The 18,146-nt window shown below is 47.9% G+C and carries 14 protein-coding genes and 1 pseudogene; all 15 read right to left on the minus strand.

Annotated elements, in window-relative coordinates; translation table 11 throughout:
* Positions 1-32 precede the first annotated feature (32 nt).
* The 15 genes and pseudogenes from AAGA79_RS11990 to AAGA79_RS12060 all read right to left on the minus strand — a co-directional run bounded on the left by AAGA79_RS11990 (position 33) and on the right by AAGA79_RS12060 (position 18,146).
* Positions 33-1,070, minus strand: coding sequence for a glycosyltransferase family 4 protein (locus AAGA79_RS11990; RefSeq protein WP_411826045.1), 1,038 nt, complete (start codon positions 1,068-1,070; stop codon positions 33-35).
* Positions 1,071-1,297: 227 nt separating this feature from the next.
* Positions 1,298-2,290 carry a glycosyltransferase family 2 protein gene (locus tag AAGA79_RS11995; RefSeq protein ID WP_411826046.1) on the minus strand — a complete coding sequence of 331 codons (993 nt, stop codon included), beginning with the start codon at positions 2,288-2,290 and terminating at the stop codon, positions 1,298-1,300.
* Positions 2,291-2,303: 13 nt separating this feature from the next.
* A complete protein-coding gene (locus tag AAGA79_RS12000) occupies positions 2,304-3,305 on the minus strand; it encodes a hypothetical protein (protein WP_411826047.1) in 1,002 nt (333 codons plus the stop codon).
* 25 nt (positions 3,306-3,330) lie between these two features.
* The gene (locus AAGA79_RS12005) at positions 3,331-3,924 is read right to left on the minus strand and encodes a DUF4254 domain-containing protein (protein WP_411826048.1); all 594 of its coding nucleotides are present in this window, start codon (positions 3,922-3,924) and stop codon (positions 3,331-3,333) included.
* A complete protein-coding gene (locus tag AAGA79_RS12010) occupies positions 3,899-5,053 on the minus strand; it encodes an acyltransferase family protein (protein WP_411826049.1) in 1,155 nt (384 codons plus the stop codon). The genes AAGA79_RS12005 and AAGA79_RS12010 overlap by 26 nt, the downstream gene beginning before the upstream one ends.
* 21 nt (positions 5,054-5,074) lie before the next feature.
* A complete protein-coding gene (locus tag AAGA79_RS12015) occupies positions 5,075-5,968 on the minus strand; it encodes a hypothetical protein (RefSeq protein WP_411826050.1) in 894 nt (297 codons plus the stop codon).
* 345 nt (positions 5,969-6,313) lie between these two features.
* A pseudogene (locus tag AAGA79_RS12020) lies at positions 6,314-6,487 on the minus strand (DapH/DapD/GlmU-related protein); the annotation flags it as partial.
* Positions 6,488-6,842: 355 nt separating this feature from the next.
* On the minus strand, positions 6,843-7,808 hold the full coding sequence (locus AAGA79_RS12025; RefSeq protein ID WP_411826051.1) for a hypothetical protein: 966 nt from the start codon (positions 7,806-7,808) through the stop codon (positions 6,843-6,845).
* A 38-nt stretch (positions 7,809-7,846) separates the two neighbouring features.
* Positions 7,847-8,416, minus strand: a complete 570-nt coding sequence (locus AAGA79_RS12030) for an acyltransferase (RefSeq protein ID WP_411826052.1) — start codon at positions 8,414-8,416, stop codon at positions 7,847-7,849.
* Positions 8,413-9,732 (minus strand): lipopolysaccharide biosynthesis protein, encoded by a 1,320-nt coding sequence (locus AAGA79_RS12035; RefSeq protein ID WP_411826053.1) that lies wholly within the window; start codon positions 9,730-9,732, stop codon positions 8,413-8,415. Before AAGA79_RS12035 ends, AAGA79_RS12030 begins: the two co-directional genes overlap by 4 nt.
* A gap of 138 nt (positions 9,733-9,870) precedes the next feature.
* Complete coding sequence (locus AAGA79_RS12040) at positions 9,871-12,114, minus strand: polysaccharide biosynthesis tyrosine autokinase (RefSeq protein ID WP_411826054.1); 2,244 nt, start codon at positions 12,112-12,114, stop codon at positions 9,871-9,873.
* Between the two features lie 50 nt (positions 12,115-12,164).
* On the minus strand, positions 12,165-12,983 hold the full coding sequence (locus tag AAGA79_RS12045) for a polysaccharide biosynthesis/export family protein (protein WP_411826055.1): 819 nt from the start codon (positions 12,981-12,983) through the stop codon (positions 12,165-12,167).
* Between the two features lie 79 nt (positions 12,984-13,062).
* Positions 13,063-14,760: a hypothetical protein gene (locus AAGA79_RS12050; RefSeq protein WP_411826056.1), complete on the minus strand. Its 1,698-nt coding sequence runs from the start codon at positions 14,758-14,760 to the stop codon at positions 13,063-13,065.
* 277 nt (positions 14,761-15,037) lie between these two features.
* A complete protein-coding gene (locus tag AAGA79_RS12055) occupies positions 15,038-15,661 on the minus strand; it encodes a response regulator transcription factor (protein ID WP_411826057.1) in 624 nt (207 codons plus the stop codon).
* Positions 15,662-16,241: 580 nt separating this feature from the next.
* On the minus strand, positions 16,242-18,146 hold the full coding sequence (locus tag AAGA79_RS12060) for a heavy metal translocating P-type ATPase (protein WP_411826058.1): 1,905 nt from the start codon (positions 18,144-18,146) through the stop codon (positions 16,242-16,244).

Consider the following 18,146-nt stretch of genomic DNA (forward strand, 5'->3'; position numbering starts at 1 on the left):
AATTGTGTTTTTAACTCTATCTTCCACGAGAACTATCTGGCTTCGAGTATGCCACTAACCACCGCTTCACCGTAAGCCTCCCAAGTATACCTTGCCGCGTGATGCCTAGCATAGCTGCTCATCTGTGGAACCTCTCCTCGATTGTCCGCAAACCAGGAGATCTTCTCCGCGATCAAATCCGCGGACCGAATCGGCACAAGAAAACCTGTTTCACCTTCAATAATCAGATCCTCACCACCCGTGTGTGGAGTTACTATCAGCGGCAATCCTTGGCTCATCGCCTCCTGCATCACCAACGCACGGCCCTCGACTATCGAGGGGAGGCAAAAAACATCACAAGAGCGCATCAATTTCAGCACTTCAGGATGAGACCTTCCTGCCTCATAGGTGAAACTAGAAAACTCATTTCTATAGAATTCCATCGATTCCTGAGGAGAGCCCATCACCACGAGCTCTAAATCTTTCCTATTCAATTTCTTCACGGCGGAGAACAAATCTCCTAGGCCTTTACGCTGCCCCATCGAGCCTACAAAAAGAACTCTCAGAGGCTCACCTGCTTTGACACGCCTCTTTCTCTCGGTCTCAGCTTCCTCAATTTCGGCAGAACTTGGCGCCGAAGGAGATCCAAAAGGAGAGACGATTCTCAGCTTCTCAGATGCCCACGAAGGCAGTGAATCCATTACAAACGAACCTGGACCTACAATCACATCGGCTAGTTCAAGCTCCTTTGTCTTTCGCTCAAGTTTCTCAACGGAATCCGAAATACCGCCACCCAAAGTCGCCGCCCACTGAGGCAATCTCTCCGCTTCCTCGGACATCAGTGACCTGCCTTTTTCCCAATAAGCAATCGGAAGGTCATAAACACACGTAATTCCAAGTTTCTTCGCCACCTTGAACGTTTCCAAAGCTCCATCTTCGTAGCAATAAACGTAGTTTTGTTTATCCCCCAAGCTGGTCTTCTCTAATTGCTTCGCAAACGCCCTGTCCAGATCCCGGTAGATTGCATCAACAGAGGCCCAGCCAGACTCATGCCTCACCGCGCTCTTCAAGCCAAACTTAGGAAGTAACATTCGCGCAAACTCCAAACAAGGACGTGTTGTGATACTCGACAAAGGGATATCGTAACAGCGGCGCGACAATTCCGAACGAATCTTACCCGGCAAAACCTTCAAAAGAGAAGAATCAGAGTCAAATGCCAAGGTCGTAGCAAATTGCTCCAAGCAACCCTTCCGATCTAAAGCCTCAAGAACAGCCCGAACATTTCGATTTCCCGTAGGATGAACTAATGAAACTGACATCAGCTTATTTGTTTTCTGAAAAGGATACCCTTAACCTTGTCCCGCAATGCGATCTCAACTCGCGACTTAAATTCCAAAAGCGACCCCATCCCGAACCGGATTAAATTCAGCCGAACCGCCAAACCTTTGCTTCTCCCCAGCTTTTCCAAAAGCTCAACAATTCTCGCATAATCACTGCTCCCCTGCGGTATCAAAGTCAGTGCCCTAGCGTGTGCGCAGGCGATCGCTTTCCGGGTTTCTACCAAGCAACGGGTATCCCAGTTTCTCTTCAAATATGCCGGCTGGAGAGTCAGATCGAAAACACCCAAAATTCCTTCCAACTCGGAAACCTTACGCCCCTCGCGATAGCCACCGGAATCGCTCCACACCCGGTAACTTGCCAAAACCTCATCCGCGTAATAATTCCCCCAACCCGCCTCTGCAAGACGCGCCCACAGATCCCAATCCTCCGCAAAATTCATACCCTCACGATAAAACCCACATTCCACGAGCGCACTGCGCCGGAACATACAGATATTCGCCGCAACCTTATAGCCCATATGAGCATCCTTCAGTGCCTCCTCACCACTCTGAAAGCCGCGCGCACGCCTCAAAGTCCTCATACGCCGCTGGTTATCGTTTTCGTCCACCTCCCTCACCATCACATGGCCCACTCCTAACTCCGCAGTTTCCAGGAACTCTTTTTCTAAGATCTCCGCATACTCGGGCATTAAGCAATCGTCCGAATCCAGCCGAACAATCAGATCCCCGCACGCCTGCTTGAGAGCGAATGTAGAATTTCCAGAAATTCCAAGATTCACCGGCTGCCGGAAATAGCGAACCCGGCTATCACCCTCATATTTCTCCATCAATTGCGCCGTATCATCAGTGCTAGCGTCATCACTCACGATCACTTCGCAGAGAGCCGATGAAGTCTGCGCTAACGCACTATCTACAGCCTTCGCAAGATACCCTGCTTGGTTGAAAGTCGGGATACAGACACTGATTTTCATACTAGTGACAAACTCAACCCTGAAGACACGCCTCGGAAGAATACACTGGATTAGACCAATTGAGACAGTCCACGTAACCTGCCTGACAGAGTGGCTCGGACCCGCGCGCCATCTTCAGGCATGGATGGCAAGGTGCCATCGATTCTACAACTCTGCCCGTAAAGCATGGGGAAACGATCCTCTTTCGAGCCAATTCTGTTAGTAGAATCGTCGCGTTCGTAATTGAAAACTGCAGCAAATGAGACGGAAAACTATCTGTCGATACCGCCCACCGCGCGCTTTTCGCCAAAGCAACCACATCTCCAGGCTCCGTATAAAAATGAACCGTCTCAAGACCCGCCTCCAAAAATTCTTTGATATCCGGATCTTTGAAGAAAAACGCGAAAACAGCTTCCGGCATATGCTTTTTCGCCCACCAGGCCGGCATGAACTGCCGCGATGTCCCCGTGGGAAAAACGATCGTCTTTTCAGCCAAATGACTAGGTATCGTCAGTTCTTCGGATATCGGAAGTGCGTCAGCCATCAGCTTCTCGCGTAATTTCGGAAAGTCCAAGGCCACTTGGTCGTAAAACTCTTCTTTCGAAATCCCTTTGAAAACATTCAGGGTAGTGACCTCAAGAAACCCTTGATATTCATCGATTGCGTCCCACGGAGCCACCTGAATCAATCCAAGCTCATTCGCCAAAAAATAGAGTTTTGCATTTAGCTTTTGCTTCAAAGATTCCGATTTCCGATCTCGGATCACCGCTCTCGCATAAGGTGCAGCAAAACGTTTTCCAGAAAGGATTGGTCGTGCCAGATCCTTGATACCAAGCGTGACAAACTCGATTGCTGAAGAGTCAGGCTCTGAAGAAATTTCCAACCGGTCTGAGAAGACATACTTGGCAAAATCCAAAACCTTAGCCGGAACGATGACCCCGAGTTTCTCATCAGAAGTCAACGCCACCGCCGAGTAGAACGCGGCCAGACGCATCCACACATCGCCCAATCCCCCTATGCTAATGTCAACTTTCATTCGGGCAAATCTAGGAATTCTACATTCAGCTTTTTCCTTTCTGATATAACTGAGGATTCGAATCCGGATCGTTATACATCTTAAACTGGCGATACACCTTGAATCGGCGTCTACCCCCGAAAACGTCCCCAAGCAATGCTTCAAGCGATGCAGAAAGGTCCGCCCTCTGTTCGTCTAAAACCACCACACGGGCTGCGCACTTTTCCTTATGCTCCGGAGTAGCATCCTTCCGATCAACCTGCTCCTGCATGTGATAAACCTTCAGCGCCATGATCGATAAACGATCAATCATCATCCCTGGCGTCTCAGAATGGAGTAACCCATCGGGGCAAGAAACCTGCCTCTGCTTGATCTCACTCAATATCCAATCATCGATCTTTTCCATCGCGTTGTTTCTCGCTTGGTTACACTTATCGATCTTTCTCTTTGCCTGTTTGATGCGCTCAGCGGGGATATCATCCCTCCTGGCCACATCCTCCTCGTGCCAAAGATCAAAATTGAACCAGTGATTTTCTTCAACGAACGCCAATGGCGCTTCGGTCTGAGATCTGGCAAAATCGTCGTGCCAATCCGCAGTAGCGGCAGCCTGAAACCTATTTATTTCTGCTATATCTATCATATCTAACTAGATTTATTTTTGTGAATATTGGCCTCAAAAATAAGGCACCAAAATCAAAGAGCTTCTCAGTAATACCGCGGAAAAACAGTAACTTCCCTTCAGTAAATCGGGCCAAAACCGCAGTAACCACCAACACTGACAACATTCGTGTCATTTCCGTCCAGATCTCCGATGAGGGTCCAAAGACTACTGAACAAAAGAAGAAAAGCGGCACATGATACAAATACAATGAGAAGCTGATACCCGCGAAATACTTGATCGTTTTCGAGAGCCAAGGAGGAACAATCGACTCATTCAGCACCTTAGGAAAAGCCCCTCCCGCACTCCAGAGATTCAACGCTGCAATCGGCGAGAACAGCAGATCAACCAGCCAGTTCGCGGAATAGTAAAGAGGTTCCTGACCTAGCTTATCGCTCCAAAAAGGAAGATCCTTAGCGAACATCAAGCTGGCAACCGTAAGTAACAAAGTGATCCAGAAGACATATTTCTTCAGCGTTATCGACTGGTTCTCACTCGAGTATCTATGCGCAAGAACCCCCGCTAACCACGCTCCGAAAAGCAGCAAAACCTTCGGCCCAATGATAACCGCAGTTAGAGCTAAGATAGGCCATTTTAGAAACGGCTGTTTTACGAAAGTCCAGAACCCAAAAAGCACATAATACCAAAATTCATATCCCAGCGACCAAATCGGAGCCAGCATCCCGGGGACCACACAGAAAAACCAAGCCTGCTGGAGGAACAAGGCATTGATCGCGTAACGAACCACCTGCAGCCCGTTTACCGTATACTCTGTATACAACTGCGGATCATATCTCGAAATACAAGCCATCACCACAGCCGTCAGCGCCAAGGCTGGAAGGACGACAGAATACATCCGGGCGATTCGATCCACAAAATACTTCCTCATCGTAAGCCCTGGCTTCGAAGCGCTGTAGGAAATCAAATAACCAGACAGCACAAAAAAAACGACGACTGCCAGGTGGGCGGCGCGTCCGTCATCAAACCCCATTGATCTAGGCAGATGAGCATCGCCGAATCCCTTCGTATTTCCACTGTGATAAATGAACACTACTAACGCGGCCAAAACCCTCCATACATCTAGGTAAATTGATAATGGACGTGAGATCATATTATCAGATTTCTAACTAGTTTAAAACCGACCCATCGCCTCAGCCAACTGTCCGGAAACAAACTCAGCCGTGTAGTTTGATGGGTCCCTGTCCGCAAAATCGACGACCGACTTTTTCAATCGTCCATCATATTCGGGAAGGAATACTGAGTGAGACTCTAGGATGGGAATCCCATGAGCACGGAATGCCGCAATCGTCCCACTTTTGTCCATGAACTCGGTCGGCATCGTCGCAACTCCATAGTCTAACGATCCAATGAACTCCGAAATATGCTCCGGTGTCTCTTCTCCAAAGAAATGAATCAAGACATCACCTCCGAAACGCTCGTGAACCTGCCCTTTCAGTTTTTCCAAGCCAGCACCAGCCCTGCCTATTCCCAACAAAGCAACTTTTTTCCCACCAGAGGACCCCGACTCAATTCTCTCTGATAGCAGGTCCAACGGAGCAAACTCGGGGTGAATCGTTCCGAAAATCCCCAATAGCTCCCAAGACGCTCTCTCCTCACCTGCAATTCCGAGCTTTGCGAGCTGCCCTGCAAACCATTGGGAAGGCTGAGAATAGATTGGAATATTCGAAAAAATTGGAGAAATTCCCGCCTCGATTTTCTCATCTGAGAGTTGAAGCTGATACAAAGGATTACTTGTATCAATTAGCTCCGGATTCAGTTCACTAACAATCCGACGAAGTAGATGCTTTTGGAAAAAGCCAGTGATTCGATGTTTCAAAGGAGAAATTTTCGTAAACCCTATCCACGTCTCATGAAACATAACGTGAACCTTATATCCGTCTGACAAAGTCCTCAGAGACGAAGGAAGGGCAAAGCACAAACCCTTTGGATGAAAGGCATAGGGAACAAACTGCAAACTAACCCAATCTGGAGAAAATCGGTCGATCCAAGCCTTCGCAATATCCATCCGTTCAGTCCATGGACTGCTGGAACTAAGCCGCAAAACTTTTACCGCTCCCCTATCATCTCCACTCCTCATCTTCGTATCCGCCTCAATAAAGCCATCATTGCATGCTAGTATCTGGCATTGGTGCCCCCGTTTGCTCAGCTCATTCGCCAAATGCTGAGAATAATCTCCCACCCCGTCCCGTCCCGGCTCCAAGGAGCCGCATATAAAAGTGATTCGCAAGCGTTCGAGTAGTTTGAAGATGATTTTAAAGAATCACTACTACTAGGATAGTAGTTCTTTTTACTTTCGGGACGCCTAGAAACAATGCGGAGAATAAAGGGACTCGTAGGTTAGAGAGCGGTTTCTCTTTCGGATCTCTTTTGCAGGAACGCCACCTACAACGGTAAACTCCGGGACATCTTTTGTAACGCAAGCGCACGCAGCAATCACAGCTCCTTTGCCAATCTTAATACCAGGTAAAATAGTAGCCCGGGAACCTATGAATACATAATCCTCGATAACGATTTCACTTAGCCTTCCATCACCCTCAGGACTATCCATATCGTGATCTGCAGTAATCAAATGAACCTCCGGAGATATACTAACATTCGAACCAATAATTATCCGCCCTCTATTATCCAGTCTACAATTTTGGTTAACAACGGTATTTTTCCCAATTTCTAAGTTTCCCCGGCAATCAAACCACGTACCGGATAAGAACGTGACATTCTCCGCGAGTGAAAATTTCATTACCTTCTTATAAAATAAAGATCTCGCACGCGAACTTGGAAAAATTGCTACAAACCGATTACAGAAATAAATTAGTAATCCAAACCTCAAAGCTCGTGTATTCATAAAATTCTTTATCGTCAGATCCAAGCAGCGGCAACATTCAGGAACGTCGATAAAATCGAGCTAGGAATCGTATAATTTTCATCGCAAGTAGTTTCCTACTAATCAATTTGCTTGGTAAGCTACTAATCGGACCCGAAGCATTCTCCCAAAACCCGACATCAGCAATCGTAGGTCTATAACCCGTTAGGAAATATCTACGAAAGAACTCCTGGCTCCAGGGCTTGGGACTACCTAACGCATGAGGAGCACCACAGAACCCTGGTTTCATACCCATGAACTCCTTACCCATCACTGACACAACTTTCGGATATGCATCGATCGCTGCATTCATCGCATCCTGATCAGGCGCACTGAAGCAGTCGTAAATCGGCAATACTGGACCAGTATGTAGTGCCGCGCAATTTTCAAGACCTCCGATTGCCGGACTCATTTCGTGGCTCATGGCTTCCCACAATTCAATGAAGTCTAGGTTCTCGCAAAGAACTCCGACGATACCAGAATTAACATAAATGTCAGATTTGGGATTCAACTCTCTGCCAAATTCTTTATAATACTTGATCCACTCAAGACGTCGCGGATGAGTCACAGGAATGGGCGACCAATCGTTTTCTACTCCAACAACCCCTCCGACCGAGAGCCACCGCTCGAAACATTCCCATTTAGCCGTCACCACGATGTCCGGATCCATATAAAACAGACCCCTAATTTTTTGGGAAGATCGACTGATAATTTCACGCATAAATTCGGCCTTGAAGTTAGCTAGGTGAAAGTTTGTTTCTAAGGGAAGAAACAACAGCCTAAGCCCATTGGCCGCACGGAAACTTGTTGCTCCTTCCCATTTAAGTTCATCGCTTGGTTCTGGATCCGATACCCACGGAGGTAACGGTCCACGATATCCCACGCACATATCTCCTCTAAAGCCGCTGGCGTAAAGAGAGTTCGCCAAGGCAGCTACCCCATGATGATAAACTTTCTCAAAAAGCGTACATACAATAGTTTCCATATTCTAATAGTGTAAATTCTCTTTCCCTATTGGATATATCATTTATCTTTCGAACCACAGTTCCTGATAAATTCCGCTGGCACACCCGCCCATATCTCATTCGGCGGAACTGATCTACGAATTACTGAACCTGCTCCGATAACGCTATTATCGCCTATTTCTACTCCCAACAAAATTATAGTGCCCGTGCCTATCCAGACGTTGTTTCCTACAGTTATTGGTTTCGATATTGTGTTTTCATTATACAGATTTACCCCTTCTGTATCGTGACTAACATCAAAAAATGAACATTTACTAGCTATCATCACATCATTACCGATAGTTATATTTGTTCCACAGTTAAATTCCGAACATCTACCGATAAACACCCTATCACCAATAATTATTTTGTTATTTTCCGAAAATGGGTGTGAGATCCGGAAATCAATAAAGTCCTCTAAGGTAGACATTTCACCTATAGAAATATTCTTAGGCCAAACAATACCAGCAGGACCCAGTACCGTCCCCCTACCTATGTTCATTCCTTGAAGGCGAAGACATATGACTCGAATCTTCCCCTTTGCCATTCTTACTTTATTCCTTATAGTTGTGATTTTTGAAACTTTCATGAAACCTGCATTTTTCTAATTACAAATACCATATATATTACCTGAGAAATTAGCGGAATCACCCCTCCTAGCAGACCTATAGTCAGCACGCCCTTCGTGATAGACAAATCAAGAAATGGCAACCATATCGCTTGCCCAATGACTGTTAATGGAATCATAAGAATAGGATTCATAACCCAACCACGCGAATGTCCCAGAGTGTAGAGACTACCGGAAAGAAGGGATACAGCACTACTCCCGAGTGACAAAAGAAGCTCTACTTTCAGGCCGGAATAACTCGATCCCAACAACCACAATACCGGCTCAGAAAACAAAGCGGTAAAGGAAATAACTCCGCTCCCGAAAATTACTGTTACACCAAAGACAGCAATAAGCCACTGAGCGAGTAACTTGGGATCTGCTTGTAATCTTGCAAATCTAGGAACTACGATTGATGCGATAATCACGGAGTAGACTGTAGAAAGTTGCGATATCCTCCCAAGGGCACCAATTTCTGCTATCGACGTTGTTGAGCCGAAAATCGCTATAAGAAAAACCGTAATCTGTCCGGAAATGCAGTAGAAGATCGATCCGGGAAGTGTACGTCGAACAATTCGTAAAATATTCTTTTTTACTTTTGGAGACTGAGCGCAGTCGCGTTCCGCAAATTGTTCTGAAACCTTCTTGAGCTTAAAGTTCGCCCATAATTGCGGCAAAGCCGCAGCAATGATTGCTATAGAGGAAAACGGAAAAAGTTTTACAGCTGGCGCTATTAAAAGCAGACGCCCGAGCGCTTGAAGTGTCTGAACCTTGGAAAGCAATAATAGGTGCTGATGAAGCTTCGGTATAATCTGGAAAAGTGTTCCAGTCAGCCCTGTGATAAAAGTTAGAATCACTCCTACGAGGATTCCTGCTATTTGCAACCAGCTTGCTCCATGACTATGCAGCATATAGATCAATATGGGAACGATCACCGCAATGCAGTAGATCGCTGATCTCTTCCTTAGCGCAATGCCTGTGGCCAGAACCTGCCCCAAACTCCTGCTGTTTTGCCATACCTTGCCTCCTTCTGACATTACACCGCTAGTGATACCTGCATCTGCTAGGACGCTCATCGTTCCAAGCATCGTCAAGGATAGCGTGTAGAGAGCATATTCGTGGGGCACTAGAAATCGAACAACTAAGAAACCCGAAACCATCCCTGTTGCCTGAACTAGAAGCTGTGCTGAACTAAATGCCCCTAGCTTTTTACTCCCCCTGATGATCCTCCTGCGGGTGCTTTCACTTGAGAAAGCACTAACGACTTTTGAAATTAACGTTGATGTTTGCCTAGCCACATTTTGATCCGGTAAAACTTACTGATACAACGCTGCCGCCCTTGGTCGTTTCCCCATTATTCCGGGGAAAACCATTCGCAAAATTCAGGATATGTCTTCCAGTCGGTCGCTGACCTTCCGAAATTAGACGATCGGAGATCAGTCTTCGTAGTCGCTGCCATATGCCCCGTAGGACCCATAGCCATACCGGTTGGCCTTACCTTTTTTCGAATACTCGAAGTAGCCGTAAGAATTATTTTCCACCAAGCGGCTTCGTTTTTGCTCGAAACCATTGAAAATGAAGCCGCTGATCTCGGTGCGATCCTCTTCAAGGACCTCAAGCAAATGCTTGACCGCACCCTTCGGCACATAGTTTGCCCGGCAGACTATGCAGAAATTGTCCGCCAGCGGTGCGATGACCCGGGTATCCGGCACCGGGAGCAACGGCGCTGAATCGATGATGATCTGGTCATACTTGCTCCTGGCTTCCGCCAGCAACGCCATTAGACGGCCCGGATGAATTGACTCGCCGGGATTCGTGGAACGCTTCCCTGAGAGAATTACGTCGAAGTTTGGCACTCCCGTCTTGGTGTAGATCGCATCTTCCACTGAAATTTGTCCGGAGAGATACTCGCTCGCCCCGCCCTTCCTGTTTGCCATCGGCTTGAAACCAAATGCCCTGTGCAAGTTCGGCTTTCTCAGATCAAGATCGATCAATAGAGTTTTTTGACCTTGGGCAGCTGCAGCCAGCGCGAAATTAACAGAGGTGATCGTCTTTCCTTCTCCCGGCAGTGCACTTGAAAACACAGTGACCTTGCGCGCTGATTCATCACCGAGGAGAGCTACAGAGGCCCTCAGAACACGATACATTTCAGCATACGTCGTATCGGAGACACCCGGCCGGAAAAGGATCAGTTTGTCCCAATCCTTGAATTTCTCCAGATCCACATCCTCATGAGCCTTTTTGTATTTGTTCTCAACATAGTTCAGGTGCTTGAGGTTTATGAAAGGAATCGAGGCCAGAACATTCGCCCCTGTTTCTCCCGTGAATTGCGAGACCGTGTGGAAACGATTGTCCATCAGAGTCAGTCCCAGTGCGAGAAAGAGCCCACCGGATAGCCCGGCAAATGCATACATCCCTACAATGTTTGCCGAATTCGGTGAACTCGGCCCCCACGGCATTCTTGCGAGACTACTAATCTCAGCACTGGTCGTCGTCGATTGGCGATCAACCAACGACTCCTCGATCAGAGTGAGCATACTATTGAAAACAGATGTGGAGCTTTTGATTTCGCTTTCGAGAACACCCGTCCTGGCAAGAAGCTGCTGGCGGGCGATAAGAAAGTAGCGCTCAGGTTCCTCGTTTGGATCCGGCATGGTTAGCATGATCGGTTCCCAATATTGCTTCTCGTTCGGAGCTTCTCCGGCGATTTCATACTCACTTAGGAATTGCTTTTCAAGATTCCGGATCTCAGCAGATACCGCTATCATTTTTGGATGCATTTCACGGTAGCGGCCCTGGAGGCGGTTATACTCGGTTTCTTTTTCGTCGAGCAGTCCATGAACCTCGATCGCGCGATTATAAATCGCAAGTGAGCCGGTAGCTTTCTGCAGGTTGGCCCGGGCTTCCGCTGATTGCTTTTCGAGGATCTCAATTGAATTGCTTCTCCCTGCAATTCGATCATTCGCCAATTCGTCCAGATATTCCAAAGCGACTGCATCTGCCACGACCCTTGCCACCTCGGGCTTCTCATGGGTTACGGTGATGTCCAGGAGCCGGGTGCCTTCACGGATGGAAACACTTACCCAAGAGCCTATCATCCCCGCCAAATGGGAAGTATCAATCGGTTCTACCGTCACTTCGTCAGCAGTTTGAGAGACATCGGCACCGACGTTCTCCTCTAGCTCGGCGCTTGGTTCCTGCTGCATCAGATTACCGATCTTTTCACGCACCCAGAATGGAATCCAATCGATGGGCGGCTGTTCCAAACCCTTCAAATTTGTCACATCTTCCCGCTGCGCAACTTTCTCAAGAAGTTCCATGCGAACGATATGTGCAGCCACGGTATTCATAGCCTCCACCGTGCTCATATCCATGCCCTCCTGATTGTTTTTCCCACCCATCAAACCGGCAGTCTGCTCTTTGAGTCTCAGGACAGTATCGGCAGTATATTTTTTGGGTGTTTTCGAGAGGACATAAAAGCCAAGTGCCAGCCCTATTCCTAGGAACAGCACGATCCAGTACCATCGCCCTGCTAGATCTAGCGCGATCATTCTAAGCCTTTCCTGCCTCTCCTGACGAGCGAACGAGGAATTTCCTGCCTCCTCACTGTCCGCACTGTATTGAGTATCCTGATCCCTGATTTCAACAGCCTTCAGGTGTGATCTTCTTTGAGCAATCATTGCGATGTTTTGTGGGTGTAATGGGGGGTGAAAGAAACGAGTGAGGGACTTTAGAAGAAACGCTCACTTACCGTGATGACATCGTCAGGGTAAATTAGGTACGGTCGGTCACCTCTTTGCGCCACCTCCAGAAAATTGATCTTCAGAATTTGCCCTTTTCGGTTAATTGAAATTTTCTTGGGATTTGCATATTCAGTCATACCCCCGGACAAGGCTATTGCGTTCACAATATCCAGTCGTCCGGACAATGGAAAAGATACCGGGCCGGGCTTATTCACCTGACCCAACACAGTAACTTTTCTTCCTATGTACTTGCTTTGATTTACGACTACCCGATCACCAGGTTTGAGCACTATTTTACCCGCACCTCCTTGGATCGAACCAAGCGAAAATGAACTTGTTCCGCCGGAAGCTCTTACCAGAAGAATTCCGTTGGAATCAGCCGTTTGTGAGGGCCCCCCTGCTGTAGCCAAAGCTCCAGCTAGATCCAGGTTTCCGGAGATAGGGAGCGAAATCTGCCCCGGGGTCATTACAGCACCAATTACTGAGACATATTCCGTCGCGTAGTCTTTAACTGAAAGGGTTAGCTTGGGATCCACCAAGTAATCTGAATTATACAGATCCGCAATTTGCTTTGCCGCTTTGGCGACTGTGAGACCACCAATTTTCACTGACCCGATCAGCGGAAATGAAGCCTGTCCGGTCTTGAGGATTTTCACTTCAGACGAGAGATCAGGCTCCCCGTAGACATCCAGCGAAATCTCGTCGTTCGGCCTGAGAACGTAGCTGGAGTCCTGTGTCTGGGAAAAGCATGGAAACCCTACTAACCACAGCGCAGTCGCGATAAATATTTTACTGAAATTTTTCATATCTTAAATCTAATTTAAATTCCGGACGAAGCGTATATTTTAATACATGTTCGCACGTGTTTGTATGGCATCAAAAATATCAGAACGTTTTGTTTATTGAGAATCCCACAATGGTATTATCAAACGATGCGGCATCTCCACCGTTCAAATCGTTATACTTGATGAAAACACTCAGATCCGTAGAGTCCTTGAAGATCCTGATTCCAGCAGATGCGTTCAACGAGAAATAGTCGGACCCTGAATCAAGGCCACCGCCTCCGGAATTCCCAACTGTTTCAAGAATCTCGTAACTGGCACCCAGACGTAGGTCTACCCGCCGGATTTTCCTGGAGTAGCCCAGACTCAAGGAAGATATCTCGTTGAAGGCACCTGAGACAAACGGATCCGCGGTGGTTCCTCTATAGAAAGTAAGATCCATTCCCCAGAGTTTGGATGGTTTCCAATTTACTGCGAGGAGTGCGGATACATCAGTTCCACTGGACCCCTCGTCCGAGTAGTCCACAAAATCCAAGCCAATTCTCGAGCTAAGGAAGATTTTCTCACTAAGCTTGTAGTTGATATTAAAAGTCGGCCCAATTGCAGTCCGATCATTTCCTCCACTCGATTCGAAGCCAAACCTCAGGCCCGGCCCGAATTCAGTAATCGCGGAGTATTGGAAAAGCCCCACCAGTTCCGCGCCAAACGAGTCAGTATCCTCAAAGTCTCCGCCACTGGATTTAACTCGCGTGTAGGTCAGAGTGGTTCTAATCGAAGTGCGCGGACCTAGTTGATAACTGGCCGATCCACCTACACTGGCGGAGGTCTGCTCCACAAAATTCGAAACACCCACATATCTGTTCGCTCCGCGCTGGTAGGTCAGCCCCGCACCGATCGTGGCCGAGAGTTTCGAGCCCTCAAAATTTGCCATCAAACCAAGACTTTGGTTGAACCCGCTGAAATCGGGATTTTCAAAATAGTATTCGTAATCACCGGTATACCGTGCGCCGAATGTCCACTTCCGCGCTGTTGAAAGATAGGAAACAGTTCCTCCGACTCCCAAAATGAAGTCACTGTCGATTGGAGAACCGACATCTCCCGATCCTTGCGTTACATTTGATTCGTAAGAACCGGCAACCGAACCTCCCAACGTGAGCCCCCTACCTATCGTGTTCAAATCACTCCCCGGAGGGCCTTTCCCGAATCCAGTAGGAATTCCTCCCAGGTAATACTCATACCCTCCGAAGTCCGCACTCGAGAACTCCGATATACTTACCGGAACTCTGGCCACCTCACTGACTTCCACATCTCTGACTCCATCTCCTGCAGGATATTCAGGAGTCACATCAACTGGCTGTCCGGTTGCCATATCGAGAGGGACCATCGGAGAACTATCCGGGTTTGGAAGGCCTTCCATGACTAAAGGGCCAGTCGGTATAGGCTCCAGCGCGCCATCAAATTCTCCCTCTTCTAACTCGGGAAGCATACTTACTTTTTCTTCGCCGGAAATCTCCGGCTGTTCTTCAGCTACACCTACCGCATCTTCAGACACAACTGGCTGATCGCCTGCGGGAACGATTCCAGCTTCGACTGGTATTTCCTCATCTACCCCGGGAGCTTCTTCTCCCAGAGGCGCATTTCCGGCCTCTTGGGGTTGGACGGCTTCATCCATAGGCTCAACCAAAGTTTCGTCCGTATCACCCTGTGCCGATAGACAACTCGCAGTGAGAACAAGACATAACGCAACGCTTACAATTCGAAATAGTATTCCAAACTTGGATTTTTCTTCAGGAATATTCATATTTCACTTTTTATAAAAATAGACAAATCAAAGACCATACGGATGAACAAAATCGAGCCGTCAGGAATCAGTAGAAATCACTACTGGTTCTTTCTGAGAAATTCTCAATATCCGGATGGAATATAATACTTAGAGGAGGAGGAGGGAGATATTTGGTTTTTTTGTAAAAAATACTTATCTGCCGATGAATAATGCAAATTCAGTACCGCATATCTAGAAAAAAACACCGAGTGTATACCTTGGTATAAAAACTTCATAAAATTCGAAGTCATGTTGATCATATGTTCAGGTTCAATCCCCCCAGAACGGCCACCTTCACCATCTCCGCTGGATTCCCTGCGCCGAGCTTTTTCATCGCGGTTGCCCGGTAGACCTTCACCGTGACCAAGGCCAGGTCCAGCTTCTCGGCTATCTCCTTGTTTAAAAAACCCGAGGATACCATGCGCACGATTTCCCTCTCTTTGCTTTTCAGCCGCTGGAGTCGGTTCTTCGCATCCATCACCGCACTTGCCAGTTCGAAATTCAAATTTGCAACATGAATCACACGCCTCACCGCACCGACAAAATCCCCTAGTTTCAAGGGATATTCCAGCACATCACAGGCACCGGCGCGATAGATGGCCCCTATGGATTTAAGATCCCACTCCTTTACCAGCACTAGGATCGGAATCCTCCAACGCAGCTGTTTCACCGCAGCCACAACCTCCAATTGACTCTGATCCTCTGAGGAAGTCTCGCCCAGAATCAGGCAAGAGGGGACTGACGGGAACCCTTGGTGGACTATTTCATCCAGACATGAGTAACCTTCCGAATTTGTCAGTTCGTATTCGGGAATTTCCTTCAGTTTCTTACCGACATCATAGCCATGATCCAGAATCAGAATATTCGTCTTCTTAATCAAAAAAGCCTCATTGTCAGTAAATCCTAAATGGTTGGAATTCCTGGCAGACTTCAATTCAATATTATTTACTGAATGCATAATCCGATCGTTTGTTGAGGGAGGGAGGGAGGGGGGCGCAAAGGATAAGCTTGATCGCTGCTTAGCCTAACTTGAAAGATCAACTGGAGGTATGCATAACATTACAACCCGAGTCTGCAAACCCGAATATCCCCATCGTATCCGACGGAGCAACTCATGCATACTTAGAAGAAGTATTCTGGCTGCCGGAGCAGCAGTTCACCTGCCAAATAGAAAACAACTTAGAAATGTATTATTCCATAAGGCACAGGCACCTCAAAAAGAGATCAATATCCTCACAATTCCCATCACTCGGAAGGTGGGTATGACCGCCAGTCATGAATGATATTAATCCAATTTTATCGGCAATAAGTGACGAACATGTCACCTCCAGAGGACTAAAAAGCCTCCTCTTTCACCAATCGAGACCCAAAAAACAGTAAAAATTTCGATAATTTTAGCACTGCCCCACACCTAAAACTTCGTCTACCAGTCCCATGACGATGGATCTAAATGCTCTAAATCACCGAGAATTTGGAGAACGGTTAGCGAAGGTCAATACTGTGATGCTCGATCCAAACATCAGGGCAGCAGCAATGACCGGGTGCAGAAATCCACTGGCTGCGAAGGCGATACCCACAAAGTTGTAGGCAAGAGTGAAGGCCAGAAGGCGTGTGAGTTTCTTCTTCGTAAATCGTGCCAAACCTAGGGATTCCACAAGAACCTCGAAGTCGTAGTGAGCAATAGTGGCCGATGCTACCGATGAGGCGGCATACGCCTCAGGACCTATCGCAAGAGATGCATGGGCAGTCCGCATCCCTTGGGTGTCATTCAGGCCATCTCCGACAAGGAGAACCTTTGCTCCGGATTCCTGTCTTTTTCTTACGAGTTCAGATTTTTTCTCAGTGGTCAGGCCGATGGAGCAGGGAATTTTGGATGCGAAAACTTCGGGGACAGATGAATCACCGGTAAGGATTTCGACTTTGTATCCGGCGTCAAGCAGATGATCAATTGCCTGCACGGCCCCTTCCCGGGACGTCTCACCGAACACCGCGTATCCGATAATTTCACCATCCAGTATGAAGTGGATCGAACGCTTCTCCAACGACTTCCCAACTTGAGCCGGGAACTTTTCCTCCAAATAAATTGAGTTACAGATGATGAGTACGTGCGCAATCCCGTCAGCCGAGAAGGTCGATTTGATTCCGCGGGCAGGTATCGATTCGATTTCCAGACTTTCCAGGACCGAAGGCTCTGCAATCCCCCACAACGGTCGCGCTATCGGGTGAGTGGAGTGTCGCTGGATCGTTGCCAGCCAGGATTGAAGCTTGTCCGGTGTTCCGGGGTTTAAAGTGATACTCTCGAGCTTGAGGGAGGAGCTGGAGAGAGTGCCTGTCTTATCAAAAGCCACGGAATCGACGGCTGAAAGGCGTTCGATCAAATCGTTTCCGTGCGGGATAACTCCCAGTAGTCTTAGCTGCATATGTGCATTGCGGATAGCCAACGGAATTGCGAGGCCGATCCCGCAAGGACAGGCGACGATTGTTACCGCCAACCCATTAAAAAGTGCCTGCTCCATACTCCCGGCGAATGCCCAGAAAACGACGGTCAAGCAGGCGATCAAAACCACGGAAGGAATGAAAAACAGTAGAATTTTCCCCGCTATCGAGTCTACAGGGGAAATGCTGGCCGCGCTACAGGATGCCAAAAGGCGATCCAGCTCACGATCAGTCCCGGAAGCAGTAGTTCTCACGCGAATTGTTCCGTCGAGGACACGGGATCCAGCTTGAACCATCGCCCCTACCTCGAGCGGAGCTGGAAATGGCTCTCCTGTATGGGCCAGCTGTTCAATGAACGCGGCACCGCTTTCGATCTTACCATCAGCCGGGATGACCTCTCCTGGACGAACTTCCAATAGCTGCCCGACGGTGACATTTGCGATGGGGATCTCACTGTTCCCGTGTTCGGAAATGATTCTGGCGCTGGAGCGGAGACCGGGAATCTGATTCTCCAAATGACTGAAACGGGCGATCTGAAGACGGGTGATCGCTTGGCCCAAGTGGTAGATTGCGAGAAGAATTACCACCACCTCGTAGTATATATGACCCACTCCGGTAAACGTGGAATAGAGTGAGGCTCCGAAACTTCCGAGTAAGCCTATGAGAAACAGCTGTTCCAGAGAAATACGCGGGACAAATGCATTCCTGAAAATAGGAGGAGCAGCCAGCAAAAGCGCCAAAGCACTGGCACATGCTAGAATACCGTGAACGACTAACCGTGAAATACCCTCCGAAGGGGAGATATTTATCGCTAGCGATAAATACATCGAAAGACCGCCAAGCAGAATGAGCACACCAATCCGGAACCAGGATAAGTTCTGCTCCGTCTTCTCCGTTTTCGCACTATTGGAGCATTGGCAACAGCTCAT

The sequence above is a fragment of the Luteolibacter sp. AS25 genome, from assembly GCF_046736275.1.
Classification (GTDB): domain Bacteria; phylum Verrucomicrobiota; class Verrucomicrobiia; order Verrucomicrobiales; family Akkermansiaceae; genus Luteolibacter.